26 protein-coding genes are annotated in these 25,463 nt (G+C 37.2%); 7 read left to right on the forward strand and 19 right to left on the reverse strand.

Going from position 1 to position 25,463, the window contains the following annotated elements:
- Position 1: 1 nt before the first annotated feature.
- From NHG98_RS03050 to NHG98_RS03130, 17 genes are all read right to left on the reverse strand, one after another.
- The gene (locus NHG98_RS03050) at positions 2-337 is read right to left on the reverse strand and encodes a GPW/gp25 family protein (protein ID WP_096617981.1); all 336 of its coding nucleotides are present in this window, start codon (positions 335-337) and stop codon (positions 2-4) included.
- Positions 338-339: 2 nt separating this feature from the next.
- Positions 340-594 carry a PAAR domain-containing protein gene (locus tag NHG98_RS03055; protein ID WP_096617979.1) on the reverse strand — a complete coding sequence of 85 codons (255 nt, stop codon included), beginning with the start codon at positions 592-594 and terminating at the stop codon, positions 340-342.
- A gap of 5 nt (positions 595-599) precedes the next feature.
- Positions 600-1,064 (reverse strand): phage baseplate assembly protein V, encoded by a 465-nt coding sequence (locus tag NHG98_RS03060; protein ID WP_096617977.1) that lies wholly within the window; start codon positions 1,062-1,064, stop codon positions 600-602.
- Positions 1,051-1,521 carry a hypothetical protein gene (locus NHG98_RS03065; RefSeq protein WP_096617975.1) on the reverse strand — a complete coding sequence of 157 codons (471 nt, stop codon included), beginning with the start codon at positions 1,519-1,521 and terminating at the stop codon, positions 1,051-1,053. The genes NHG98_RS03060 and NHG98_RS03065 overlap by 14 nt, the downstream gene beginning before the upstream one ends.
- Entirely contained in the window at positions 1,521-2,021 is a 501-nt protein-coding gene (locus NHG98_RS03070; protein WP_096617973.1) for a phage tail protein, read from the reverse strand. The genes NHG98_RS03065 and NHG98_RS03070 overlap by 1 nt, the downstream gene beginning before the upstream one ends.
- Positions 2,012-2,320, reverse strand: coding sequence for a head-tail joining protein (locus NHG98_RS03075; RefSeq protein ID WP_096676785.1), 309 nt, complete (start codon positions 2,318-2,320; stop codon positions 2,012-2,014). Before NHG98_RS03075 ends, NHG98_RS03070 begins: the two co-directional genes overlap by 10 nt.
- A gap of 77 nt (positions 2,321-2,397) precedes the next feature.
- Entirely contained in the window at positions 2,398-3,402 is a 1,005-nt protein-coding gene (locus NHG98_RS03080; protein WP_259245257.1) for a major capsid protein, read from the reverse strand.
- 59 nt (positions 3,403-3,461) lie between these two features.
- Positions 3,462-3,830 carry a head decoration protein gene (locus NHG98_RS03085; protein ID WP_259245258.1) on the reverse strand — a complete coding sequence of 123 codons (369 nt, stop codon included), beginning with the start codon at positions 3,828-3,830 and terminating at the stop codon, positions 3,462-3,464.
- A 133-nt stretch (positions 3,831-3,963) separates the two neighbouring features.
- Positions 3,964-5,040 carry a S49 family peptidase gene (locus NHG98_RS03090; protein ID WP_096617427.1) on the reverse strand — a complete coding sequence of 359 codons (1,077 nt, stop codon included), beginning with the start codon at positions 5,038-5,040 and terminating at the stop codon, positions 3,964-3,966.
- A complete protein-coding gene (locus NHG98_RS03095) occupies positions 5,037-6,452 on the reverse strand; it encodes a phage portal protein (RefSeq protein WP_096617429.1) in 1,416 nt (471 codons plus the stop codon). Before NHG98_RS03095 ends, NHG98_RS03090 begins: the two co-directional genes overlap by 4 nt.
- The gene (locus NHG98_RS03100) at positions 6,452-7,483 is read right to left on the reverse strand and encodes a PDDEXK nuclease domain-containing protein (protein ID WP_096617478.1); all 1,032 of its coding nucleotides are present in this window, start codon (positions 7,481-7,483) and stop codon (positions 6,452-6,454) included. The genes NHG98_RS03095 and NHG98_RS03100 overlap by 1 nt, the downstream gene beginning before the upstream one ends.
- Before the next feature lie 26 nt (positions 7,484-7,509).
- Complete coding sequence (locus tag NHG98_RS03105) at positions 7,510-7,728, reverse strand: gpW family head-tail joining protein (RefSeq protein ID WP_096617431.1); 219 nt, start codon at positions 7,726-7,728, stop codon at positions 7,510-7,512.
- Complete coding sequence (locus tag NHG98_RS03110) at positions 7,728-9,566, reverse strand: phage terminase large subunit family protein (RefSeq protein WP_096617433.1); 1,839 nt, start codon at positions 9,564-9,566, stop codon at positions 7,728-7,730. The genes NHG98_RS03105 and NHG98_RS03110 overlap by 1 nt, the downstream gene beginning before the upstream one ends.
- A gap of 164 nt (positions 9,567-9,730) precedes the next feature.
- A complete protein-coding gene (locus NHG98_RS03115; RefSeq protein WP_096617435.1) occupies positions 9,731-10,210 on the reverse strand; it encodes a hypothetical protein in 480 nt (159 codons plus the stop codon).
- 35 nt (positions 10,211-10,245) lie between these two features.
- The gene (locus NHG98_RS03120; protein ID WP_096617437.1) at positions 10,246-11,478 is read right to left on the reverse strand and encodes a DNA modification methylase; all 1,233 of its coding nucleotides are present in this window, start codon (positions 11,476-11,478) and stop codon (positions 10,246-10,248) included.
- A gap of 116 nt (positions 11,479-11,594) precedes the next feature.
- The gene (locus NHG98_RS03125) at positions 11,595-12,056 is read right to left on the reverse strand and encodes a crossover junction endodeoxyribonuclease RuvC (protein WP_096617439.1); all 462 of its coding nucleotides are present in this window, start codon (positions 12,054-12,056) and stop codon (positions 11,595-11,597) included.
- Positions 12,057-13,477: 1,421 nt separating this feature from the next.
- Positions 13,478-15,598 carry an AAA family ATPase gene (locus NHG98_RS03130; RefSeq protein ID WP_096617441.1) on the reverse strand — a complete coding sequence of 707 codons (2,121 nt, stop codon included), beginning with the start codon at positions 15,596-15,598 and terminating at the stop codon, positions 13,478-13,480.
- A gap of 223 nt (positions 15,599-15,821) precedes the next feature.
- Between NHG98_RS03130 and NHG98_RS03135 the strand changes: the two genes are divergently transcribed.
- Genes NHG98_RS03135 through NHG98_RS03155 form a run of 5 tightly spaced genes read left to right on the forward strand, consistent with a single transcriptional unit; the run spans position 15,822 to position 20,210 of the window.
- Complete coding sequence (locus NHG98_RS03135; RefSeq protein ID WP_096617443.1) at positions 15,822-16,355, forward strand: sigma-70 family RNA polymerase sigma factor; 534 nt, start codon at positions 15,822-15,824, stop codon at positions 16,353-16,355.
- Between the two features lie 37 nt (positions 16,356-16,392).
- On the forward strand, positions 16,393-17,211 hold the full coding sequence (locus NHG98_RS03140; RefSeq protein ID WP_096617445.1) for an ATP-binding protein: 819 nt from the start codon (positions 16,393-16,395) through the stop codon (positions 17,209-17,211).
- 16 nt (positions 17,212-17,227) lie between these two features.
- Positions 17,228-18,025 (forward strand): AAA family ATPase, encoded by a 798-nt coding sequence (locus tag NHG98_RS03145; RefSeq protein WP_096617447.1) that lies wholly within the window; start codon positions 17,228-17,230, stop codon positions 18,023-18,025.
- Between the two features lie 38 nt (positions 18,026-18,063).
- Positions 18,064-18,579: a hypothetical protein gene (locus NHG98_RS03150; protein WP_096617480.1), complete on the forward strand. Its 516-nt coding sequence runs from the start codon at positions 18,064-18,066 to the stop codon at positions 18,577-18,579.
- A gap of 47 nt (positions 18,580-18,626) precedes the next feature.
- Positions 18,627-20,210: an AAA family ATPase gene (locus NHG98_RS03155; RefSeq protein WP_096617449.1), complete on the forward strand. Its 1,584-nt coding sequence runs from the start codon at positions 18,627-18,629 to the stop codon at positions 20,208-20,210.
- 80 nt (positions 20,211-20,290) lie between these two features.
- On the opposite strand, the gene NHG98_RS03160 is transcribed toward NHG98_RS03155, so the two are convergent.
- Positions 20,291-21,400, reverse strand: coding sequence for a hypothetical protein (locus tag NHG98_RS03160; RefSeq protein WP_096617451.1), 1,110 nt, complete (start codon positions 21,398-21,400; stop codon positions 20,291-20,293).
- Complete coding sequence (locus tag NHG98_RS03165; RefSeq protein WP_259245259.1) at positions 21,345-22,556, reverse strand: hypothetical protein; 1,212 nt, start codon at positions 22,554-22,556, stop codon at positions 21,345-21,347. Before NHG98_RS03165 ends, NHG98_RS03160 begins: the two co-directional genes overlap by 56 nt.
- Before the next feature lie 309 nt (positions 22,557-22,865).
- Here NHG98_RS03165 and NHG98_RS03170 point away from each other — a divergent pair, with 309 nt between their 5' ends.
- Entirely contained in the window at positions 22,866-23,534 is a 669-nt protein-coding gene (locus NHG98_RS03170) for a hypothetical protein (RefSeq protein WP_096617455.1), read from the forward strand.
- Between the two features lie 14 nt (positions 23,535-23,548).
- The gene (locus NHG98_RS03175; protein WP_096617457.1) at positions 23,549-25,453 is read left to right on the forward strand and encodes a DUF4815 domain-containing protein; all 1,905 of its coding nucleotides are present in this window, start codon (positions 23,549-23,551) and stop codon (positions 25,451-25,453) included.
- Positions 25,454-25,463 lie beyond the last annotated feature (10 nt).

The raw sequence follows: 25,463 nt of genomic DNA on the forward strand, positions 1-25,463 counted from the left end.
TTTAAACAACTACTCCATTAATATTTATGAACTTACCTTCTGAAAGATAGACACCTTCTAAATCCAATGTTACTCTCCCTTCTTTTACTTCTGTTATCTTCACTTTCTCTAATTTAAACCTTCTCTCCCATTTTTCCAGTGCTTCTGCTACTGCTGCATAAATTTCTAGTGTAAAATCACGATTTATTGGTCGATCTACTAATTCAAATAATCTCGATCCATATTCCCTGCGCATAACTCTACTAGCAACGGGAGTGGTCACAATGTCAACTATCGACTGTTTTAGGTGCTCTAGTCCTTCCAACTCTTTTCCCGTTTTATTGCTCATCCCACGCATTTTTAGCTCGCAAATACATTTTTACTTCCACTTATCACTTTAAAACCACACGATACTAAGTCTCCTGTTCTCGTTACTCCCATACCGTTCACAAATACGTTGTTTGATCCTTGCGTTAGTGTTTCCCCCATTGTCAAGATATCACCCTTACGACAAGCAGTTCTACCATTAACAAATACATCTTCACTCCCGCTCACACAGACATGAACCGGCATGCCTGTACAATGATCCCCTATGCAAATAACTGCTTTATTCATATATATCAATTTAAGTCTATTCTTCTTGCTTTTAATTTAATACTATCTTTTGTCATTTCTATTTCTGATCTTCCAACTTTTAAAGTAATTTTATCAGCTACGAAAATTTCTAAGTGATGTTTATTTTTATCGTACGATAACTTTGTCCCATCTTGAAACGTTAAACTACTTACCTCTTTTTTACTTTCTGGTGCAGTATATTTCTGTTGATATATTCCAGCAAGTACTACTCCCAAAGATAACTCTCCGAATGGCGATAATACCATCACCTGCTCATCAATATCTGGGGAAAACCAACTTCTATCTTCTCCTGCTCTTGCCGTTACCCATGGAAGCCAATCGGTTATAAATTCTCCTACTTTTACCCGCACTCTTGCTTTTTCATAGTCTACTTCTTTAACTAGACCTATACGAATAATGTTCGCTAGCCTTCTATTTAGCTCTGCAATGGCAAAATTATGCTCTAACATGTACTTCACCTATCTCTATAATATGCGGCTTAATTCCAGCTTCTGACCACACTGACTTCCCCACGTGCATCTCATGAGCCCATTCTACTAACCACACTAAATATGCATCTAATTCTGGTCTAAAATTGTCTACTTCCGCTGATATAAATTCACCTGCTGAAACATTGTCCACGTTCCAAGTATTCTTATTTACTACTCTTGCAACTTCTGCTGCCAGTGACCTCACAACTATCGAGGAATTCCTCCCATCAACTACCACTCTCGCCTCAAATCTTGCTCTCAGCGCAAACTCCTCTGTCCCCGGATCTTTTCCTGGTTCTAAACTTGACAATTCTACAAATATCGCTGGCGCCAATAATTCTTTTCTTATTGTTGGATACACTTCACATGTCTGTATCGCTGGTATTTCTTCTTTTAGCGTTGTGCAAATTTTCTGATGTAAATCTCTCCAAAACATTACTTTATATATTCTAACTGTTGGTGAAAATATTTCTCAAATACTCTCTCTGCTTCATTTTCGGCTAACTCTTTCATTATTTCCCGAGCTTGCGTGTTTACTTTAATTTCATCTATTGGTAAAGACGTGGTATACCTTCGCCTGAATATTCCTATGTGACCATTTTTCATCGTTGCTATGAATGCTCCTTCATACATACGGTTTCCTGCCCTTGCTCCCATCTTTGTCTGTTTTATACTTCCAAGTTTTGCTACTCCTATCCACTGCGAACTGAGCTTCACTACTGACCATAAACGCTTTCTATTTGCTTTATCCACACTTAACTTTTTTCTCATTGCTTTTTTTGGTATTTGTTTTTCTTCGCTTACTTGTTTGACAGTTTGCGATCTTACCCATAGTGCTGTTTTGTTTAATGCCCTCACCGTCGCTTTTTCCACTTTTTTCCTTTCAGCATCTATACTTTGCATTATGCTATTGGTGATTTCTATGTTTATACGCATCCCACTGCTTGAATTTTCCAGATCATTCCAGAGTTATCTCTGAGTGGCGGTGAATGTACTCTGTATCTACAACTACCTATGGAAAAAGTATCTCCTACTACTGGCTGCAATATATCAAAGACACTCACCTCCAAAATCAACATCTCCCCTACAAATTGTCCTTCACCAATTCCATATAATTTATCTGGCTGTTGCTTTAATATCTGTACCATGTATGACTTATCCTTTGACTCATACAACGCTTGCTGCCCTAGATGTGCAAAACAATCTGCAAATAATCTTTCTATTTTTCCTTGCATATTTTACCTTTATGCACTATGCACGCTAAGAAGGGGCATACTGGTAGAATGCCTCACCACTTTTGTAGTTGCTCTACCTATGCTGCAACGACTTTGATTAATGTTTCTGGACGATGGCACATTGGTAAAGAATTTGACTGCGTATGTAAATCGGTCCCTCTATCAAATCTTCTTGGCTCTTGTTTTGCATATAACGGTTGCCCTAGTGTATTTACCGTCTCATTAAAGTCCGCTGGCGCAAAGTAAGTAGTAAATGTGCTTGCTGTACCAAGTGGAAAACAGTGTCCTGTGTCTTTTTCTATAAACCTTCTCACAATTCCTTCAGGGTCGGTTGCTTGCCCTCTATACTCCTCAAATGTTATTCCACAGAACGTAAATCCTGATCTCATGTCATTCCTTAATGCTGCTCCTTCTTGCCATCTCTCGTATGCTTCTTTTACTTTAGCGTGGGAAGTTAAAGCATCGAAAAACTCAGGACTTACTAAAGCATGAATTCCGGTCATATATTCACCACTTAGATTATCTTCTATGTGCCTCAATACCTCCAGACACTTACGCTTGACATCGGTGGTTGCTGTTCCTAGCGCAAAATTTACTACTTTTGGTGTTATTTCAAATTCGTTGTACAGATTTAATAATTCACTGCCATCTGCGTCCAGAATAATCCCTTTCAGCGCTCCCATTCGCAAATGCTCTAACGTTATCGCGTGTTTGTTTCTCATCATCTGCAAATGATCCGTTATTACATCTGCCAGCGCCTTAAGTTCATTATTTGACCCAAATGCTCTTATTCCTTGTACTTCCTCAGGCAACACTACGTCATCATGGGAAATATGTGGTATCGTAAATGTTCTTACTTTTCGTTTTCCACGTTTTCCCACTGTTGCTGGTGCTCCTGGCGTTTGTGTTGGTAATAGGCTCAAAACACCGTTTTGCTCTTCTATCGTAATATGTCGGAATCTTACCGATCTACTTGGAAATAAATTTAAATTTTCGACGCGACCATGATTTATCGGCAATATGTTCATTGCATTTGTTAATGCTGTCATACTAAATGCCGGATTTGTAAATGGATTTTGCATATTTTTCGCCCTTTAATGCTGTATGTTTTAAGTTGGTTTTGCTCTTCAGTTGAGCAGTTTTAAACTCCCTTACGAATGATGATGCCACGTGCTTCAAGTTGCTTTATTGCTGCAGCTTTTTGCTCCTCAGTGATATTTGCTGGCCACACCACTGCATGATCTGCTAGCATTGCTATACGTGTAATGATTACTGCTTTGGTGGTTTCCGTTGCGTTTACATCACTTGTTATTACACCTATCGCTGTTTGCGTTCTATCTGTCGCTGTTGGATTAATAACCTTAATTACGTCATCTTTATCACAACCAACAACCATGCCAAGCTTAAGGTTTTGCCCCTTTGCTACCATTATTTGCTCCCTTGAATAAAGATTTGATGCTTCATATTTCAGAAGGTCACCTAAATTATTTCCTTCACTTATGCTTGTCATATTTCTCCCCTTTTTTTCCTTTGTTTATTCCGCTGTGTTTAAAGTCGCTATTCGCCGCGGTAAAAGATATGTTGCTCTATAATTGTGGCGCATTTTGAACGCTTATTTACCGCGGCGTATGTTAGACCGCGTATCAAATGCTCCGACTTTTTGCTACCTGCATCATCAAGTCTTCTGCTGAACTTTGTGGTATTGTACTCAAAATCTCTGTCTTCTTCGTTCTCTCCGCCAGTATCGACATTAATATCTCTTGGGCTTGCTTTGCATTTACATCCTGCTCGATAAATTCTCCTATCTTCTCTGGCATCTTTGATAAATTACATAATCGTATTACCTCTAATACTTCCTTGCAGCAGCTCTCATACCCTAAACATCTTCCTTGTTCAATTAGATCATCTATATCTATTGCTTGTATCTCAGTTTTAGTCATATTACTCCTATAATTATCTATAAATTCAGAAAACGTTGTGATTCCATCCGCAAGTCCTATCTCTATTGCTCTCTCACCAAAATATAGCCCTGCTTCCGTTGATTTGATTCTTTCCGTGGACAAATTTCTGTTTCTTGCTATGAGACGGGAAAGCATTTCATATAGGCGGTCTACTTCCTCTTGTAAGCTTTCCACACTTTCTGATGTTATTGCCTCATGTGGATTTAAATCGTTTTTTCGACTTCCAGCAAAAACAGTTGTGTACTTAATACCTTGCTTTTCATCGAATCCACTTTGATCAATGTGACTTGCTATTACTCCTATGCTTCCTACCCCAGATGTTCTGCTTACATACACCTTTTCAGCGCTAGAAGCTATAGCGTACGCAGCAGAGTAAGCATCATCATTTGCTATCGCCACAATCCTCTTTTTTGTTCTTGCTTCGTAAATAAAGTCAGAAAGGTCGAATAAACTGTTTACTTCTCCTCTTGGGCTGTCTATGTCCAAAATTATTGTTTCTACTTCTTCATCTATTAAAGCTTCCTCTATCTTTTCACGTACCTTCTCATACGATGTCATCCCCAACACATCATCAAAAGCTTCTGACTTTTTCGTCAAGATTCCATGTATTGGTATTACTTTTATTCCACTTTCACTATTTTTTACTGCATGTTTTATATTTTTAAACGTCGGATGTTTTGCCGCATGTAATGATAATAGTTCAAAACTCCTTGGTTCTACCATTACAGCTTTATTTAACCACATTGCTTGTTGTTTCATATTACCTCAGCGTTAGAATTTATGTCGGTATCAAAGCTTAAACCTAGGTCATTAGCACGCCTTTGATCTTCAGCAATTTCTTGGTCTATTTCTTCAATATCATAACCTAGCTCTGAAACTACTTCTGACCTACTTTTAAACCCATTTCTTACCGCCATTTGCTGTGCTTGCTGATCTTTCAGCGGGTCTACCCAATCAAACCCTTGCGCTATCCATTTTACCTCTTTTGCCCCTTTTTTTGTCCATTCTTCTCCTATATCGAGTTCTTCTGAGAGTAGGGCTAATTCTAACCACCTATCCCATACTGGACGGCAAAACTGAAATACCATTATGTTATGCTGTAACATTCCGCACCTCCGCCGAAACTCTATTAACCAGGCTCGGATTGATGAATAATTGACACCCGTTAAATCCCCTGTTAGCTGCTCATACGTTATCCCCATACCTACTGCTATTGCCCTGAGCTGCTGTTTCATGAATGCTTCGTAACTTCCTCCAACATCAGATGGCTCTGAAAATTTTATATCCTCTCCAGGGTCTAAAAGTTGCATAGTTCCAGGTTCAAGACCAGATAGTGCTACCCCTTGTTCATTACTCTCTCCTTCTCCCATGATATTTGCTTCAGGATCAAGTCTCGTAATAAACCCTGCAAACATCGCTGCTGTCTTCTTTCTCACTAATTCCGCATCGTCATATTGATCAAGTTCGTAGAGTTTGAGTAGTACTGTAGAAAGCCACGGTATTCCTCTTATTTGTCCAGGTCTAAGTGGTTTATAAATATGTAAAACATCGTTTGCTGGCACTCTCACTGATTCGCCAAATGAGCCTTCACCTGGATGTTCTCGAAAAAGGTAATACGCTTCCCTCTGCCCAAGTCGGTTAAATTCAATACCATTGCGAATTACATTACCATTGCCGAGCGTCTGATTGCTTTTATTATCTAAATGCTCTGATTCTAACACTTGCAGTTGCAACGGCACACAAAGTCCATCTTCTCGTTTTCTCGTTCTCAGCCGTACAAAACATTCCCCTCCTTCTATCATACTTCTGCATACTAGAGCTTGTAACCCATAAAAATCACTCACTCCGCTACTGTCTGCTTCATCTGTCCATCTCAGCCATAACTCTTGCACTTTTTTCCGAAACTCTCCATCTTTCGCCTTTGACTGCGGCTTTATTCCTGTCCCAACAGAGTTACTTACTATCGTATCGATTATGTTTGCTGCATAGGAGTTCTTTCTTACCATATCACGTGATCGACTTCGTAAAGTTTCAAGACTATGCGAGAGTAAGCTATTTATACTTCCTGTCTCTGGTTGAAAGTGCAATAATCTTCTTCCTGAACCTGCTGCATCCCATGCTGAACTTTTTGCTGGTTTTCGGAATAATTGTTTGAATGATTTTAGTAGCATTACTTTTCTTTATCTGAAATTTTCAATAATTCAGCTTCTAATTCTTCTATTGTTGGTAGCGCTGTTTTTATCTTTTCTGGTAGGTTTTCAGTAATTCGATATTCTGCAAGACCTATCGGTTTGGTCATATCCTTTAGAGTGTATTTTGCTAGTACATCATTTTTAGATTTACATAAAATTAATCCTATGGATGGTTGATCATTCTCGTGCTTCAGTAAATCATCAACGGCTGAAAGATAAAAATTCATTTTTCCTGCATATTCAGGTTTAAATTTTTTATCTTTCAATTCAATCACCACAAAACAACGTAGCTTCAAGTGATAAAACAATAAATCTATGTAGAAATCGTCATCGCCAACATCTAAATGAAATTGTCTACCGACAAAGGCAAAGCCTTCACCAAGCTCTAGCAAAAACTTCTCTACATGTCCTACAAGCCCTTTTTCTACTTCTCTTTCATGAGCATCCTTCCCTATACTTAAAAAATCGAAAATATATGGATCTTTTAGTGTGTAATGTGCTAAATCTGATTGAGGTGAAGGTAGCTTCTCTTTGAAATTAGTGATAGCCTTTCCCTGAAGCTTATGCAACCCAAGTTCAATCTGCATTACCATGATGTTTCTTGACCATCCATGTTCAATTGCTTCTTTTATATAAAACAACCTTGTTTCTCGACTCTCTATCTTTTCTAAAAGAGTAACATTGTGGTACCAAGTCAATTGTGCAAGAGGTTCCTGCACAAATTCAATATCAGAATACTCCTCAGCAAACTTACGCATATACTTCAAATTTCTAGGACTAAAACCTTTCATTTCTGGAAATGCACTTCTTAAATCTTTACTTAGCTGATCTATGATTTTAGCACCCCAGCCATGTTCTTTTTGACGCTTTAAGATCTCTGTACCAATATGGTGGTAAAGCACAATAAGCTTGCTATTTACTACTAGTGCTGCTTTATAACGACTAGTAGCAATCTGTTCTTTCAACTGCTCTAAAAATTCTGTATATTCTTTTCCTACAATTTTTGTCATGGTGTTCCTTTCAACGATTTTTATCATTATATGATCCCTTTATTCGTTGAAATAACAATCTTTCTCTTCACACCTGCGACTTTCAATTCAGCTTTAATTCGTTGTCTTAAATCCAATAGATCTTTTATCTGCACTTCTCCATACCTAACCACATGGTCACCATATGCAATCGATGCTACTCTTTCCCCGCTCTGTAGCTTCCTTATCGCTTCTTCTACTTGAGTTAAATATTCTTGGTTGTACATCAACTTTTCTCACTTAACCATTGACTTCTTCTCACTCTCTTTGACTTTTTAGCTTTTTCTCCTACTAAACTCTCCCATTTACTCTCTGACCAACGATCAATTCCCAGGGCAATAGACGCTGCTCTGGCATAAATTCGGCAATCTAATACTTCATTTCGGTCTCTTATCTTTTGCCACTCTTGTTTGGTATACCCTTTTACTACCTTGGTGATTAATTGCTCTGCTGTTGATTGTTTAAAGTACTCAGGTGGATACTCTGGAAAATGACAATACCCCGGCGCCCCTTCTGTTAAAACATTAAGTAATTGAAAAAGCTCTGACTTTAATATCGATACCCCAACTGGCCACAGCTTCATTCCTCTGCGTAACTTCTTACCACCAACTGTCACATCCACTCTACTTGGGCTGTTAAGCGGCACTAGCGCTTTGTTTGCTCCCTTTACCGCTATTACTCTCCCTGATCCTTGGTGACCTCTTACCCAGTTATAAACCTCTTGCGTTGCATACCCAGCATCAACCGCCATCATGCTTATCATATATTCAAGGCCATCTCTTCCAATAAAATGATGATTCAAAAGCTCTGACAGTTTTCCCCATACTTCTCCACTTCCTATATCACCTTCAAATACCTGGTAGTCTATTGACCAACTTTCTCGGTTTCTTCCCCAGGCTACAATCTCTCCCTCTAACCGATCTTTTTGCACATCAACTCCTGCCGTCAACACTGTTTTTCCACCTTTTGGCACCATGCCTATCGGAAAATTTTCTCGACGCTCAAATAGTTGCTTCCAGTCTGGTACTTCTCCTTTATCTACCCAGGTTTCTCCCAGCGTGGTGTTGATCCAGACCTTTAATAATTGCTCATTTTCTTTGCTATGCAGATAATCTTCTACTGCTTGTTTCCAACTATACCAGCCTACTGGGCTATACAAGCTTGAAAGATGGAATCCTTTTTTTGCCCCTTCTTTTGCTTCTTTTGCACCCCCTTCCACTGTAGCTCTCCATTTACCTCTAGCTAGCATCTCTGTTTTCTGATGGTTTTCTATTTTGCCGCTGCATTCTATACACACATAGTGCGCTGTTGCTGGGTTCTTTTCTTCCCACTTTATCTGTGCCCATTTCAGCACCTGATAGTAATTACAATGTGGACAAGGTACAAAAAAGTATCGTTTGTCTGAGCTCTCAAATTCCTTCTCTATTCTGCTGATTCCATGAACAGTTGGTGTTGAAACCAAGAATATTTTTCTCCGCGTAGATGTATTAGTTCGCGCGATACTGAGAAGAACTGGATCTCCTTCTCCTCCTGAATCTCCTGGATATGCATCAATTTCATCTAAAAACAAATACTTCACTGGCATAGATCTCAGACCCACACTGCTATTTGCTCCAGTTATTACTACAATTCCTCCCGGAAACTCTTTGCTTTGTACTGTATTACCTGAATCTCTTGATCTTGGGTCTTTTACTTTATCTTTTAAACATGGTGTGCTTTCAATAAGTGGTGCAAATCTTCCCTTTGACCAGCGCTTGCCCATTTCTACTGTTGGCTGTACTACCAGCATAGGACCTGGTGTTTGGTCGATTACATACCCTATCCAATTATTTCCAGCTTCTGTTCCGCCAATCTGTGCTCCTTTCATGAATACCACTTTTTCAACTGGTGAGGACGGAGAAAGCGAATCCATTATTTCTCTCAGGTACGGGGTTCTTTCTGTCCTCCATTTTCCTGGTTCTGATGATGCTATCGTTGAAAGTTTACGATTCTTATCTGCCCACTCTGATACTTTAAGTGGTGGATCTGGCTTTAACCCTGTATAAAAGCTACTGCTATATATCATAATGCTATTCGCTGCAATTGTTGCACTTCTATGCCACTTAAAGCAAAAGGCACTTTTTGCCTGCAATAAGTATCTGCTGATGCTTTACTTAAAATCATTATTGCAACTAATATGTGAATTAGGCTCACTAAGGCGATAAAACGATTCCTTAATAATTTTAAATATCATTGAAATACTAACTCCTCCAACGCAGTTCTGATTTCTTCAGTTAATGTCTCATGGATCTTTTCTGTGTCATTAATCGATGCCAGTAATGCTGATACTCTGTCTGGGATATTGAGGAGATTATTTCTTACCACTCTTGCAACATTAAATGCTTCTGTCTTTACTTCTTCTACTGAGATAAGTTCACCAATTTCAGCTTTTGCCTTTGCCTCAAGCAGTTTACCACGCTCCATTTCATTTTTTATCCGGGTTTTTAGCAGCATGGTAGAGAGCTCACTGGTGTTTCCTCTTTCTCCGCTTTTTCTTCTTAGCGGTTGACTTGGATCTCTAATTGCTGCTACCGCTTCATTTGCTTGTTCTCGGTCAATCAAACCATCCTCCAGCTTAACTATTCCTTTCTTTACTAAATAACAGACATATTGCTTCGAAACCCCTATCTCTCTTGCCCATTCCGTCTGCGTGATTTTCCCTTCTTCCAACTTTCTTTCCCCTCTTTTTTTCCTTATTTCGCCCCTTACTGTCTTGATTCTTGAATTTGTGCAAAAGTCTTTCCAGTATCAGCGAGAATAGCATCTCTCCCCGTATACACCTGCCAACGTTTTATCGTTACATCTACAAACCTGGGATCTAGCTCTATTGTTCTGCAGATTCTTCCTGTCCTCTCACATGCAATCAACGTACTCCCAGACCCGCTAAATGGATCAAGAACTATGTCTCCTGGTCTACTGCTGTTTACTATCGCTCTCTCCATTAGCTCTACTGGCTTCATCGTTGGGTGTAGTGTATTGTGTATTGGCTTATCATAAAACCAGAGATCACTTTGATTTCTACCACCATGCCACTCACGTTTATTGCCGTTTTTCCAACCGTAGAGTATTGTTTCGTATTGTCTTTGATAATCAGATCTCCCCAGTGTAAAATGATTCTTTGCCCAAATGATGAATGTCGACCAACGACCACCTGCTTCTTCAAATACTTTTTGCAAGGTCGAAAGCTCAGATGATGATGCACAGATGTAAATTGCCCCTTTGGTGTTTGCTAAAACGTGGGAACAAATGTCATACAGAAAAAGTTCGTATTTTTCACCTTGATCATCGTTTAGTATTTTTTTGTCTTCTCTCTCTTGACTACTACCATAATCAACGTTATACGGAGGGTCACACACGGTAATATCTGCCATTTTATCGTCTAATACCGCTTTAAATGATTCAACTAGACAACTATCACCACAGTAGATTCGATGACCACCTAAAATCCATAGATCACCTGGTTTCGACACTACTGACTTTTTATCGACCAATTCCACCCCCTCTTTTTCTCCTCTTTCTACTTCTTCTTTTCCATCAATGTTGTCGAGAAAACGTTGAACTTTTTCCAGCTCAAATCCGGTCATTTTAAGATCAAACTGTAAGTCTTCTAATTCTTGAATTTCTACCTTCAAAAGATCATCGTCCCACTTTGCCCAGTTCGCTGATTGATTGGCTAGTAACCGAAAAGCCTTGGTTTGTGCTTCACTTAAATTATCACTTAGCACCACTGGAATACTTTCCATACCCAGTTTTCTTGCTGCTTTAAGTCTTAAATGACCATCAACTACAGTGCCATCGCTTTTTGCAACTATCGGAATACGAAAACCAAACTCCCGAATTGAAGCGCACATTCTGTTTACTACATCGTCATTCTTACGAGGGTTACGCTCATATTCGACAAGATTTTCAATAGGATAGTGGTGTATTGCTAAATTCATATAATTACTAGGTGGAGATTCTTGTTAAAAAGTTAATAATCAAAATACGTCTGACGCTAGAGAGAGCCTGGGGTTTCCCGCCCAAATCAGCCAGCCTGGCGGAAAGGACCCACTTCCTATGTGTTATCTAGCATATTAAAATCTTTACCTAAATTATTAACGCAAAACATCAATGCCAAAGCATCGGCTTCATTATCATCTTGAGGAATAAACCCTTTTCCCTTTACAGCTTCAATAACTTCACTTTTGCTGGCATTACCCTTGCCCGTAATAAAACGTTTTATCGTCTTCACAGGTACACCTTTGTAAGGAATTTTTTCCCCCTCACACCAAGCAGCTAAAACGGCAAAGAAACCACCATAACAATGCGCAGCATCAGTTCCAAGATGTCTTCTTACTTCTTCAAAATAAACCGCAGTGAACTTATGCTCCAAGGAATTAAGCCAATTGCGAAAACTCAAAAAATGCATGCCACCTCCACTGAAACGGCTACCATGAAAGTTTTCACTATCACTTTGAATTACTCCATCGGTGAAAATAGCCCAGCCTGTTTGTTTGCCGAGGTCGAGTGTTAGCATTTGCTATTATTTAAAACTATAAGTAGCACTAATTCCTAAATATCGTTTGGTTCTGTCAAAATGTACTATCAAAAAGCGGTTTATAGTTTTTTTATTGGCCAACAACGGAAATCCAAGAATCATGTGCTACCCCTAAGAAGTATGTGGGTCGAGGTTGTCTACGTTATAGTAGCTCTTTCAACCACCTCTTAACAGATATATACTAGAAATGAGGTCAGAAATTTGATTTGCACTAAAATTTTTTTGTTTTAGTTGATCTTAAGTCATTTCTTCCAAAAAGTTGATATGAGCTAGATTTGAAAAAACAATAAGTCGTTTGAAAGAATTGAAAATAACTTAACTTCTCAATTCACCAAAAGCCCACCTCAGATTACACTTCTTTCTTTTGCTATCAGATACCAAGAGGCTATTGAGTATTCCACGGAGACCTGACCAAACTCAGTAGACCAGCGTTTATTTGAGTTTTATCAGCATAAAAAAAAGATGAGAGTAAGAGCCTTCTGAAGCCTGTTAAACTTATGGTAGAAGTAAAGCTATTGCAAAGTGAGTTTTCTAAATAAGACCTTCATACAAATTTTTTCTTTACAATGAATAAAAATGACGTTAAACTTACATGTAAGTTTGTTTTGTAACAATAGAATTGTTTGGAATGCCTTTTATTCGAGTTTTTAAGGGGTCTACGCGCGTTAATTTTAAAAAGACGAATTTTATATATCTAAATTACAAGTAGTGTTGTAAGGACCTCCTAAAGCGTTTTAAAGACCATCCTTATGGTGAAAGTAACATAAGTTAGCTATTGCAAAAATAACGTTTCAAAAAGTCTGCTAACCATTTGTTCTTTAGGTTTGAAAAATTTTCTTTGCAACCAACAAAAAAACACGATAAACTAACTGTAGGGTTTTTTGTAATAAATAAAAGTTTGAGGTAAAAAATAATTTAGAAATGTCTCGTAATCGAGTACCCTACATGAGCAACTTAGGCCTTGGTAGTATAATTGTACCCTGAAGTTGTAGAATCTTCTTAAAACGCTATCCATTTTGTCTTTTGTAAGCATTTATCTTTCATCTTTTTTTCAGGCTGTCCAAAAGCGATAGTAGGTTTTTCATATTTTTGTCTATTGAGATTTTGTAGTAAGCTAAAAGCTAAAGGTAGTATGTGTTAATTCATACTACTTAATATTATTATTTATAATAATAGGAGTTATTTTGGAAACTGAAAATCGGACAAAACCCTCTATAATCCTGGCTTTTTTCCCTATTATTCAGTCTGCGGCTGTAAAATTCGACAATCCCTCTAAATTATTGAAAATCTCGCATTTCTTTTCCTTCACTAAATTCAGTCTGCATAGACTAAGCAAATTCTGAAGACAGACTGAGCAAATCCGAAGACTGAAGTAACTCATAGTTTCTATGAAAACTTTATTAATTGCAGATGCTATGATTAACCCAAGTATTCGGATTTTCAACTGGTAAGATGCTACCATTCTCCAGTGATTTATAGTCAGTTGGTAAAATCCTTTCATAAATTGTCACTTCTTTATTCAGTTGATGATCAAATACCGTACTTTTCTTTTCCATGCCTGCAACACAAAGCACCCCATATCTAGTTCTTGCTCCATTTTTACCTTCTCTATTAAATTTTACATAGCCTTTTGTAGCTAAAGTATCAATACGTTCACGAATCGAATGCTGACTACCAAGACCTGCTTTATTCTCAAATGCCTGACAGAACGAATTTATTGTATATAGACGTCCCTTCCGTGCTTTGTCATAAATTAATTGTAGAATAGTATCATACCTACGCGAACGTTCTGCATCTAACTTTTGGCCATAATCTTTATTCACAAGTCTTTGCGATTCATAATCAACTACGTACCAGTTGTTGTTAATCTTATCAATGTATTTTGATGCAATAGCATGGCCATTACGTAACTCAAAGATTAGCTGGCGTTTACTTTGTTGTTCATCTGGTCTGTGCATAATTATTCCTGTAGTATAAAATCCCCTTAAGCTGCTTGCACCGCTAAAACTCTGAAATGGATCTTCTTCTAATGATTTCTTTTGTATCTTTTTCGTGTGATGCACTAGAATAACTCCTGCATCTGGATTGACTAATGTCCTTAGCTTTTCAACTCTCTCTTGTAAGAAAAAGAGCATTGCATTATTATCATTTTCACTACCATTATCACCAGCATCAAAAATATTACGCAGTGGATCAATAGCAATAACATCAACTGTGTTTGAACCAAATGACCTTTCTATTTCAGCAACAACCTCATCCATACTATCGTCGTTTAAAAGCATCTTTACTTGTGGCGTAATTACCAAATTATCTGCAGCAAACTCTATCAATTCCTCACTAAGTTTTAGTTGTTGTACTCGTTCACGCATATAATGGTAACCAATTTCAGTCTGAAGATAGAAGATTCTTAAAGGCCTTTTAGGCACCATATCAAGAAATGAAACTCCAGATGCCATATGGAAAAGCCAAGAAATAAGAAAGTCACTTTTTCCTACCTTAGGTGCACCAGCAAAAACTAAAAGTCCACTTGGAGTTAAAATTCTTGGTGCGATTATATCCTCTGGCATTGGTGATTTGTCACTCAAATATTGTCTTGCAGGAAATGAAACAAATCTCTTCGTCTTTAGAATATCAGTAGTTGGAGTACTAGTAGCAGGTAAATTTATACATGGGGTTGAAGCCAAAAACTCTTCAACATTTATTCCTTCTAACACACCATCTGCAGCATCCCAACCTTTTGGTTTATTTTGTGGAATCTTAAGAGTGGTAAGTGATGCAACACCAAGATCTGACAGCTTTTTGGCAGCATTTTCAGCATATCGTTTGCCTGCTTCATCATTATCTGGCCAAATGACAATATGTTTACCTTTAAGCGGTGTCCAATCTGTTTTATCAGGAGATGCATTCGACCCGAACATTGCTGTTGTAGCTGTGATACCTTGTTCTATAAGCGCTTCAGCACATTTTTCCCCTTCAACCAGAACAACTTTATCAGACTTTAAAATTCCTGGAATGTTATAGAGTGGCCTTACATCTGGCTCTTTAAATCTCAGTTCTTTAACATCAAAAGGACGATATTCTTTCTTTCCTTCAGGTGGATCATATCGGTAAACTATAACAATAACTTGGTTGTTCTCATCGTAATAATTCCAGCTACAAGTCATGTACTGTTCTAGATCTTTGATACTCTTTTTTTCTCTAGTGTGTTGTTTGCCAAGCCATTCACTTATAGAAGCCATTACTTCAGAAAACTCTGTTTTGGCGTTTTTTCTATGCACAGCCGCCCAAAGGTCGATAATGTCACCACCATCTCCTGTCGCAAAGTCATTCCACAATCCGGCTTTACTGCCACTTAATTCTACTCTTAAACTTTTTCCTTTATTACCCCAGACATCGCCTACTTGAAACTCATTTCTGCAAAAAGTGCCATTAGGTAGTAAATACGAAAGACACGATCTTATGTTCAACAATAGTTCTGCTTTTAATCTTTCACTGCTTAAAGCTTTCACGCCAAAATTCATAATCCAAAATCCTTAAACGTTTCTTATATGAGTTATACTGTAATGGCTGCTTGTTGTTTGGCTATCGTCATTATTTAAAATGCTACCGCAATTATTCTCAAAAAAAAGTGATAGAATATCAATGGGTTAAAAATCGCATCGCAATTATTTAATTTTGCTCCGCAATTACAATTAGTTTCCGAAAACAACCATTCTTGAAGAAGTTAATTATTCAAGAAAAGTTATGAAATCAAAGAATTCTTACTCGGGAATTGATCCCATAATTGTTAAATACGTTAGACATTACGCAAAATGTATAAAGAACTTAAAGTGCTTTGTTCATGAAAGTCTTGAAGATATTGAGCAAGAACTTTTCTGTATGATTTGGCCTGCTATTGAGAAATATGACGAAAGTAGAAGCTCTTTTTCTACCTTTGTATGTCAACTTATTAAGTGTCGAGCTATTAATTTAATCAATAAGCAACTCTGCAAAAAACGCGGTGGCAGACAAGGTATATTCTATGTTGATTCTGATGAGCTACATGAAGTGGTCGATGATAGATGTCGTTTTATCACTGAAATAACAACTCGTATTGATGTGAACGACGTTATCTCAACACTACCCCGAGAATGGCAAGTACTATGCAGACAACTGGAAATTTTCAGTGTTCCAGAAATAGCTGAAATAAACGGAATACCACGCACAACAGTCTATAACACTTTGCAACGAATAAGACGACACATAAAAATTTTTTTTAGCAAATCAAACAACAAGTGACAGTTCTAGTATAACTCTTATAGGAGGGACATGATATATGACTTTAAAAATAATAAACAGCGAAGAAAGAGTAAAAATGGTAACAGGTGTGAAGATAGTAATCTTTGGACCTTATGGAATCGGCAAAACCAGTCTACTTAAAACTCTTGATGAGTCAACAACACTTTGTCTTGATTTTGAAGCAGGACTTTTAGCCGTTCAGAAGTGGAAAGGGGATTCTATCAGTATTCGTATCTGGAATGAAGCACGGGATGTAGCTTGCCTTATTGATGGTCCAAACCCTGCATTAAAATCTGATCAAGCATATAGTCAAAGACACTATGAGCATGTATCTGGTAAGTACAAAGATCTTCTTTTGGAGATTTCTAAATACCGCTCTATCTTTATCGACAGTATAACCGTTGCATCACGTTTATGTCTACTTTGGGCAAAGATGCAACCTGAAGCTTTTTCTGAGAAATCAGGGAAACAGGACATGAGAGCTGCTTACGGCACACTTGCTCAGGAGATGATGGCTTGGCTCAATCAGTTTCAACATATTCGGGATAAAGACATCATCATAGTTGGCACTTTAGGTCAGTATCTTGATGATTTCAATCGTCCAACCTGGCTTCCTCAATGTGAAGGGGCTAAAACTGCCAGTGAACTCCCTGGAATTGTTGATGAAGTAATTAGCATGGTTGGAATCAAGAAAGATGATGGCACAGAGGTACGTTCATTTGTTTGCCATACTATCAATTCTTGGGGATATCCGGCTAAAGATCGAAGTGGATGCCTCAATATGGTTGAAGAACCGCATTTGGGAAAATTACTCACGAAAATTAAAGCAAAAGCTACTGCTACTAATCAAAGTTAACTTTTAGAGGTTATATATGCTACAAACCATTACTCAAAAAATCCCCTTTTTCAGCGTGAAGGAATACTTGGATGATCAATCACCCATACCGGAAGATATCATCTCACCAAGAATCCTGACGCAAAGGGGTTTATTGGTATTTGGTGGCCCACCTAAAATTGGCAAAAGTGATTTTCTTATTTCCTGGTTGATTCACATGGCAGCAGGGGTTTCGTTTCTTGGTATGACTCCAAGTAGACCTCTGAAGATCTTTTACATGCAGACCGAGATTGAGTATGACTACATGAAAGAGCGTTTGCAACAGTTAAAATTCGACAAAGAACTTTTGGCTATAGCTGCAAGTAATCTCATTATTACTCCTAAAGTACAACTCTCATTTAGCCATGACGAAATAAGTGAAATCAGAGAAATTGTGAAAGAACGCTTTAAACCTGATATTTTAGCCATAGATCCATTGCGGAACATCTTTAGCAGTGAGTATGGAAATGAAAATGATAATAGTGCTATGCTGTTCTTTTTACAAAAAACACTCGAAAAGCTACGTAATGTTATCAATCCAGATGCTGGTATAGTGTTGACCCATCATACGAAAAAATTATCTAAGAAAATGCTGGAAGAAGATCCATTTCAGGGTTTAAGCGGTGCTGGGTCTTTAAGGGGTTTCTACACTACTGGAATGGTGATGTTCAGTCAAGATGAAGGAAGCACTGTCCGCCAAATAGTATTTGAGTTACGTAATGGTGAACGTGTGCCAAGTAAGGTTGTCGATAAGATAAATGGTAGTTGGCAACTTGTGGAGCAGCTAAGGTTTTAATTTATAGACTTTTAGCTAATTTAAAAATGGAGAGTTATATGTTAGAAGATTTCTTAACTGATTTTAATACTGCAAAATCAAGAAGTAGCTTAATACCTGCTGGTACTATAGCAAAAGTATTAGTGAAAATTTGTCCTGGAGGTCATGAACCAAATGGCTTACTGACGAAAAGTAAAAATACTGGCAGCATTTACTTGAATCTCGAATTTACTGTGGTAGAAGGACCATACTCAAAACGTAAGATCTATCAAATCTTTGGTATTCAAGGGAGTAAACTCAACGAAAATGGAGAAGATGTCTGGGGAGAAATGGGTCGTTCGATGATTAGGAGTATTTTGGAGTCAGCTCGCAATATCTATCCTCATGATGATCGAGAAGAAGCAAATCTTGCCCGTAAAATTAAATCCATTTCAGAACTAAATGGCCTGGAATGTTTAGTTAAGATTGGCACGGAAACTAGTGGATATGGTGAAAAAAATAAGATCATCTCAGTGATTACTCCAGAATATGGTAGTTACGCGAGTTTTATGAAGGCAACAGTTAATTGGAATTAAAAAATTGAAAAGTAAAAAAATAGTAAAAAAATAAATATGGGGGATATATGGATTTTTGGAGTATTACAGAAAACTTTTTGTGGAAAGATCCTGAAGATGTTTTAGGAATTAGATCACTGCTACTTCATAACATTAAAGCATGCATTGCTCATTTTTTTCCTAATGGGAAATTTTATAAAAAGAAGTTTTGTATTGCTGATCTACAAAAGGACCAAATCGTAGTCGACATGAAGGCAGGAAATTGGTCTAGCCTAGTTACCGGTAAAAGTGGAGATATCATCAGTCTTTGGGCATTTGTTACTGGTAAAACTAAACTTTTTGACGTTATTGGCTTAATATCAAAATGGCTCAATGCTGAAAGATTCATTTACCGTGATGAAAACGGCAAAGACATTATTTATGTCTATCTTTATAATGATAACAGTTATTATGCTTGGAATACTAAAACGCGCAGTAGTGATTCAAAGCCACTTTTCAACATTCCTGAAATCATAAAATCAGACAGAGTAGTTATAGTAAAAGGCGAAAAATGTGCTGAAAAATTAACAAATCATGGTATCACAGCAACAACAGTGATGTTTGACTCAATTGATCAGACAGACTTTTCACCTCTTAATGGAAAGCAGATCATCATTTGGCCAGACAATAATGAAGTAGGTAAGCAGTATGCTGAAAAAATAGCTAATAAGCTGAGTAACCTAAAGTGCTCTATTCTAAACATTCCAGAAGGTAAAAAGAGTGGATGGAGTGCTCTTGATGCTATTGTAGAAGAAATAGATATAAACCAGCTGTTAATATCAGCCAATCCAGTAGTTAAAGAAAACATCTCAGCTTTTTCTGTAAAGCAGTATTTAAACGATAAGTCACCAATAACAAAAGATATAATTTCCCCAAGAATCTTAATACCAGGTGGATTATTAGTACTTGGTGGTACTCCTAAAGTGGGAAAAACTGATTTTTTGATTTCTTGGCTTGCTAATATGTCAGCAGGTATTCCATTTTTTGATATGGTACCAGCAAAACCTCTAAAAATCTTTTATCTACAGACTGATGTTGGCTACCATTATATGCGTGAAAGACTACAACAACTTAAGATTGACAACAAACTTTTGAATTTAGTTGAAAATAACTTTGCTATTACGTCTGATGCTAATTTACTACTTGACGAGAGTAAAGTTTATAATACCGTGAAACAATTTTTCAACCCAGCAGAGGTAGATGTTATTGTTATTGACTCTTTACGCAATGTCTTTAACTATAGAAATGAAAATGACAATGATGTTATGTACGCGTTTTTGCAAGAAAAAGTCGAAAGGGTACGTTCTGCAATTAATCCAAATGCAGGTGTTATTTTAACCCACAATGTTAATAAAAAGCTTCCTAAAGAAAATCCTTTCCAAAGTTTAAGTGGTGCAAGCAGTTTAAGAAATGTTTATACTTCCGGTATACTCATGTTAAAGCCAATAGAAGAAGAAAATATTCGTCAGTTGATGTTTGAATCAAAAAATGGCCAGTCTTTACCAACAAAATTTATCAGTAAGATTGATGGGTGCTGGTATCCACAGGTTGGTCAAATAAATGCTATTTTAGGAGTAGATACTTTTAAAAAGAAAGTTGACGTTTGTTGGTAAAAGGCAAGAAGCGACACAGAGCCTTTTGCTGATCTAGAAAAAGAAATAAGTGAACAAGAGGTCCTAAAGAAGTAGAAAATTTACTTTTTCAATGCAAGAGTAAAAGGATTGAGACGATAACCGTACTCTTTACAAGTTAATTCTGGCCAGCCAATAGTTTGAATAATATCGTCACGTTTGATGCTCAATCCTAACTGGTTGGCTAAATTTTCTTTTATTGCCCTTTGCATTTTATTCAGTGGATATCTTATTTGTTGTTCTAAATCTGTAATTTCTGAATGAAAAATTAAACGGTCTGCTATTTTTTCAATGCTCAGTGGTATATGTTGCTCTAACGGTAGATCATTTTTAAAGTCATCAAGAAATTGTTTGAATAAAACGCGAAAAATACTAATGCACAATGTAGCTCGTTTATTTACTACTTCGATGTCATTGATGTAAACCACACCATGCGAAAACTTTAGTTGTAGCACCTTTTTTGGTAATTTAGGTTTAACTTCCTTTAGTGAAATAATGGGAAAGATTTGCGTAGAAACATTAGCAATTAACTCTGGTATAGCTGCTTCAAGAATTATTTCATGTAAAGTTTTATGTTCACAAAGAAGATCAGACATTTTTACGATAGGCAAAACAAGTGGCAAGTTTGGTACATTTTCTCTTACGGTAATAAGGGTAGTGGGCTGAATTCTAAGTTTATCTATGGTGAAATGTACTGCATCAGTGCAAAGGTCGAGAATAATTAGGCTTACGATGCTACCTTGGCTACTTACGTGGTAAACTCCTTCTGCTGCTTTTTGCCAGATTAATTTTGAGTCGTTTAATAAATCCTCAAACCAATTTGCAATTTTTTCTAAGTTAAGATTGGTCGATAGTAGGTGAAATCGTTGTTTCTGATGAGTATTTGGTAAAATGTAACGACAACAATCTTCACAAAGCATGTCATCACACTCTTCATCAAAATCTGGACTAATAGGAATTTCATTATTACAATCTGGGTAAAATACGTGAGGCCAATCTAGATGATCTTCTTCGCGAGAGCAAATAACAAAATCAACCTCTTTTAATTTAATAAAACCAAAGCCAGACAACCACAACGCAGTTTCTAAATAAGCTTTACTAGGATCAATCCAGGAGTCATGAGATCTCAGAATATCTGCAACAGCTTGCTTTTGGGAGAATTGTAAGTCCATAGGTTTCTTTCATTAATGATTTAAAATCTTCACGCTCGTTTTTATTGAGTATGTGCTCTGAGTAATAAATAATAGTATAATGCTGGTTTCTTTTAAAGAACAGAGTCACTTTCTTCTCTTGAAATACAATACGAATAGATTCAACAAGTGAATTATCTTGCTCGATTGTTAGTTTTAGCATTTGTAATTCCCGAGCAATTGAGTTAACTGGATTGGTGACTACAACTAAGTACGTATCTTTCTTGAGCTCAGTTGAACGAAACTTTACATCAAATAAACAAATATTAGGATCAGTACCTTCTATGGAAGATTTCAAGAATGTTGCAACAAGAAGTGTACAATTCTGGTCTTGCATGTTGATGAATAAGCATTCGCGTTCAAAATAATGACTTACGATACTATTTGCTATTTTTAGGCTTTCACTAAAATTCTTAGCACATAGATTTACTTGATTACCATGTAGTGCAAAATCCAGAATAATCCAATCTGGCCTATATCCATGGATAATGCGGTTTGAACTGAAGAGTAAGTCTTTATTGCTAGCACGACGTATAAACACGTATATACGATTTTGATGGTAGAAAAAACCTTGTAGTTGAGTTTCAAAGCCATCATCTTTTTCAGCATCGTATTCTTGTAGTAATTGGTGAATAACTTCTTTTGATATAAAGTTTTTAAATGGAATTTTCATCTGCCTTGGAGAATTCTGTAAAGCAAAAGATGAAAATCCTTTCTTTTGTACTTTATCAAAGTGGTAAACACATTTGATTAATTCTGGGTCACTATGAAATAAAACAAAGATCAAGGATTTTTTATCATGTTTATTGTTTTTACATAAAAACTGTGTGATCAACTCTTCATTCAAAGCAGATTTTGCTACTTCAACAACAGCAGATTCAAGTTTAGAATGGTTAAAATGACTAAGTAGATAATAGTTGAACAAAGAATCTGAACAGTCCATGAGCATTTTACGTTTTTGTTGAACTGAGATATCATCATACTTCCAAAGCTCGTGTTCTTTAAATAATTGCTCATTTTGCTGACCTTTAAAACAGTGAAGAAAGATAACATTCAGTTGTCTACCTGAGAGGGAATAAAGCCAATTTTTACGCATTTCCTCATTTTGAAAGCTGAGTAGCCAATGATCTACAGGCATTTCTAAACTGCTTTCCCAGAAATCTCTGCTGGGATAAAGACCAACCATACAGTATGTATAATATAATGAGCTATATTTTACATAAGTAAAAAATTAATCAACAGAAATTTAAGCGAAATATCGATAAAATATTTTTCTTTTACTTAAACATACAACTATGAAAGATGTATATATTAAGTAATAGGCATGCGTTAAAGAAGCTTTCATCTTATACCAATCTCATAGGTAATGGAAAAAGAGTGCTTTTTGCCTATAGTTCCAGGTTTGAGCCATTCCCAATAACAAAGACAAACTACAGAGAGAGAAATAATGTCAATCCTCACCCAAACAGGAAGAGCAGCAATAGCAGCAAGTATAAAAGAGCAGCCGATACATCTTGCTTGGGGCAGTGGTAATTCAAATTGGGAGAGTAGCCACAGAGCAGAAAATTTTTTCACCCCTGATACCCTAGATCACCATACTATAAAAGATGTAAAAGTTTTTACCGGGCAAACAACTTATCAGTCAAGTATTGATTATATAGTTGCTGGTGCAATTAAACGTACGGAAAATAGCGCTATTCCAGTTGATGATGCAGTGACTATAGAGTACACTCAAGATATACCACCAGAGTCCATTACTTCTACAACATTACTCAAGGAAGTTGGACGTCGTGTTGTTGATGAGGTTCTCTTCTGCGTGGGTGATGAGAATGGAGAGCTTGTTACTCCCTCCGGAAGGTTTAAACCCTCTAATGTACCAACCAATAACTTGTACCTTAAATTTACTTTCGATTTCACGGATGCAGCAAATCAAGTAATACGGGAACTAGGGGTTATGGTTGGTACAAAAGTGAAAAAAGAATTACCGCCTGGACAGAGATATTTTGAACTACAAGATATAGAAGACCCGGGAATTTTGTTAGTTTTAGAACACACGGTACCACTTATCAGAACCGCAGCAACCCGTGAAACTTTTGCCTTTGTCGTTACATTCTGAAGAGGGGGAAAAGAATGACTTTGAATAACTATTACAATCGCTCTGACAAAGAATACGAAAAAAGCTTGTTCCTTGCAGGAAGAGGTTTGCAGTCAGCAGAATTAAATGAGATTCAAGATTATGCTCTTTTGAAGCTCAAAGGCATAGGTGATGCGATATTCCGCGATGGTGATATCATAACTGGAGCTGATTGTATTATAGATGGGGAAAAAGTCACGCTTGAAGCTGGAAAAATCTATCTTCGTGGAGCAGTTAGAAGCGTCGAAAAGGAAGAATTTACTATTCCACTAAATACCACAGTGCGTATAGGTGTTTATTATGTAGAATCTACCATCACAGAACTTGAGGATGAAAATCTTCGTGATCCTGCAGTTGGTACGCGTAATTATCAAGAAGTAGGAGCTGCAAGGCTTAAAGTTTCCACCATTTGGAAGCTCGAAGGTGTTTCTCCACGTTTTTCCACTGATGGAGAATTTTATCCAATTTATAACATTGAAAACGGTGTTCTAATTCAACACTCACCGCCACCACAAGCAAACATAGTAACCACAGCTCTTGCTCGTTATGACAAGGAGGCAAATGGTTCCTATGTTGTAAATGGCCTAGAAGTAATGTTTCTGCAAAAGGAAGAGGGCGAAGGAGGAAAAAAAATATTTGTGATTAATGAGAGAAAAGCTCATGTTGACGGCTATGAGATTGAGCTACCTCACAGTATTCGTGTTTCTTTTGATGAAGATCCAGATATAAAATCAGTTGAATCAGAATTTCACACCTTTCAGCCAAATAACCAAAGAGTAATGGAACTTAAAGTTCATGATTTTCCGGTTAGTGAGATAAAAAGGATAGATATAACTGTTCAAAAAACCATTACCGTTACTCATGCTGGAGCTATTGATCCGATATCTGACTCTGCGGTACTTGAGATTATTCAAATAAAACAAGGTGATGTAATTTATGAAAACAGTACAGATTACAAACTAAACGCAGGAAATATTGATTGGTCATTGGCAGGGAAAGAACCTGCACCTGGAAGCAGTTACCTGATAACTTATCGCTGTCGTACTCAGGTGAGCCCTGAAGATATAAATGAACAAGGATGTAAAGTAAGGGGAGCAGTTGACAATAGCTTGGTTTTGATTGATTACACCTGGAAAATGCCCCGCTTTGATTTAATTACCATAGATGCAAAAGGAGTAGTAAGAAGAATAAAGGGAATTGCCCATCCTTGGAAACCATCAATGCCAAAAGCACCTAGCGGACAACTTTTACTCTGCTACATTCACCAAACGTGGAAAACCGGGGAAAAGGTGAAAGTAATGAATAATGCTATCCATGCTGTACCGATGAATGAGCTCGAAGCAATGAAAAGGGGAATAAGCGATCTTTATGCGCTAGTTGCAGAGGAACGTCTACGTAATGATGCAAATTCAAGGGATCCGACAGCAAAAAAAGGAGTATTTGTTGATCCATTCTTTGATGATGATATGCGCGATCAAGGTATTACTCAGACTGCAGCAATTGTAAACAGAGAACTAACTTTGCCGATAGATGTAGAAGTTGCTGACGTCGAAAAGGAGAAAAAACCGTATCTTTTGCCGTATGAACTTGAGCCAGTATTGGAGCAGCTTTTACAGACTAAAAGTGAAAAGATCAATCCATATCAGGCATTTGATCCAATACCGGCAAAAGTTACCATGAACAAAAACACCGATCACTGGACCGAGATAAAGACCAATTGGTCAAGTTCAGTGACAAGAGAATTTAATACTAGAGAAACAACAGAGCTTCTGTCAAGTAGTACGCATGAAGCTGAATTTATGAGAGAAGCAGTACAAGATTTTGAGATTGAAGGTTTTGAGCGGGGTGAAAGGCTTAAGGAAGTAAAATTTGATGGCATTTCTATTACACCTATAGCATAGAGGAAAGAAA

The organism is Wolbachia endosymbiont of Aedes albopictus, from assembly GCF_024804185.1.
In the GTDB taxonomy this organism is placed as follows: domain Bacteria; phylum Pseudomonadota; class Alphaproteobacteria; order Rickettsiales; family Anaplasmataceae; genus Wolbachia; species Wolbachia pipientis_B.

Excerpts from the sequence above, each read along its gene's own strand:
- NHG98_RS03050 (WP_096617981.1), bottom strand. The coding sequence starts at position 337 with ATGCGTGGGATGAGCAATAAAACGGGAAAAGAGTTGGAAGGACTAGAG.
- NHG98_RS03055 (WP_096617979.1), bottom strand. The coding sequence starts at position 594 with ATGAATAAAGCAGTTATTTGCATAGGGGATCATTGTACAGGCATGCCG.
- NHG98_RS03060 (WP_096617977.1), bottom strand. The coding sequence starts at position 1,064 with ATGTTAGAGCATAATTTTGCCATTGCAGAGCTAAATAGAAGGCTAGCG.
- NHG98_RS03065 (WP_096617975.1), bottom strand. The coding sequence starts at position 1,521 with ATGTTTTGGAGAGATTTACATCAGAAAATTTGCACAACGCTAAAAGAA.
- NHG98_RS03070 (WP_096617973.1), bottom strand. The coding sequence starts at position 2,021 with ATGCGTATAAACATAGAAATCACCAATAGCATAATGCAAAGTATAGAT.
- NHG98_RS03075 (WP_096676785.1), bottom strand. The coding sequence starts at position 2,320 with ATGCAAGGAAAAATAGAAAGATTATTTGCAGATTGTTTTGCACATCTA.
- NHG98_RS03080 (WP_259245257.1), bottom strand. The coding sequence starts at position 3,402 with ATGCAAAATCCATTTACAAATCCGGCATTTAGTATGACAGCATTAACA.
- NHG98_RS03085 (WP_259245258.1), bottom strand. The coding sequence starts at position 3,830 with ATGACAAGCATAAGTGAAGGAAATAATTTAGGTGACCTTCTGAAATAT.
- NHG98_RS03090 (WP_096617427.1), bottom strand. The coding sequence starts at position 5,040 with ATGAAACAACAAGCAATGTGGTTAAATAAAGCTGTAATGGTAGAACCA.
- NHG98_RS03095 (WP_096617429.1), bottom strand. The coding sequence starts at position 6,452 with ATGCTACTAAAATCATTCAAACAATTATTCCGAAAACCAGCAAAAAGT.
- NHG98_RS03100 (WP_096617478.1), bottom strand. The coding sequence starts at position 7,483 with ATGACAAAAATTGTAGGAAAAGAATATACAGAATTTTTAGAGCAGTTG.
- NHG98_RS03105 (WP_096617431.1), bottom strand. The coding sequence starts at position 7,728 with ATGTACAACCAAGAATATTTAACTCAAGTAGAAGAAGCGATAAGGAAG.
- NHG98_RS03110 (WP_096617433.1), bottom strand. The coding sequence starts at position 9,566 with ATGATATATAGCAGTAGCTTTTATACAGGGTTAAAGCCAGATCCACCA.
- NHG98_RS03120 (WP_096617437.1), bottom strand. The coding sequence starts at position 11,478 with ATGAATTTAGCAATACACCACTATCCTATTGAAAATCTTGTCGAATAT.
- NHG98_RS03125 (WP_096617439.1), bottom strand. The coding sequence starts at position 12,056 with ATGCTAACACTCGACCTCGGCAAACAAACAGGCTGGGCTATTTTCACC.
- NHG98_RS03130 (WP_096617441.1), bottom strand. The coding sequence starts at position 15,598 with ATGAATTTTGGCGTGAAAGCTTTAAGCAGTGAAAGATTAAAAGCAGAA.
- NHG98_RS03135 (WP_096617443.1), top strand. The coding sequence starts at position 15,822 with ATGAAATCAAAGAATTCTTACTCGGGAATTGATCCCATAATTGTTAAA.
- NHG98_RS03140 (WP_096617445.1), top strand. The coding sequence starts at position 16,393 with ATGACTTTAAAAATAATAAACAGCGAAGAAAGAGTAAAAATGGTAACA.
- NHG98_RS03145 (WP_096617447.1), top strand. The coding sequence starts at position 17,228 with ATGCTACAAACCATTACTCAAAAAATCCCCTTTTTCAGCGTGAAGGAA.
- NHG98_RS03150 (WP_096617480.1), top strand. The coding sequence starts at position 18,064 with ATGTTAGAAGATTTCTTAACTGATTTTAATACTGCAAAATCAAGAAGT.
- NHG98_RS03155 (WP_096617449.1), top strand. The coding sequence starts at position 18,627 with ATGGATTTTTGGAGTATTACAGAAAACTTTTTGTGGAAAGATCCTGAA.
- NHG98_RS03160 (WP_096617451.1), bottom strand. The coding sequence starts at position 21,400 with ATGGACTTACAATTCTCCCAAAAGCAAGCTGTTGCAGATATTCTGAGA.
- NHG98_RS03165 (WP_259245259.1), bottom strand. The coding sequence starts at position 22,556 with ATGCCTGTAGATCATTGGCTACTCAGCTTTCAAAATGAGGAAATGCGT.
- NHG98_RS03170 (WP_096617455.1), top strand. The coding sequence starts at position 22,866 with ATGTCAATCCTCACCCAAACAGGAAGAGCAGCAATAGCAGCAAGTATA.
- NHG98_RS03175 (WP_096617457.1), top strand. The coding sequence starts at position 23,549 with ATGACTTTGAATAACTATTACAATCGCTCTGACAAAGAATACGAAAAA.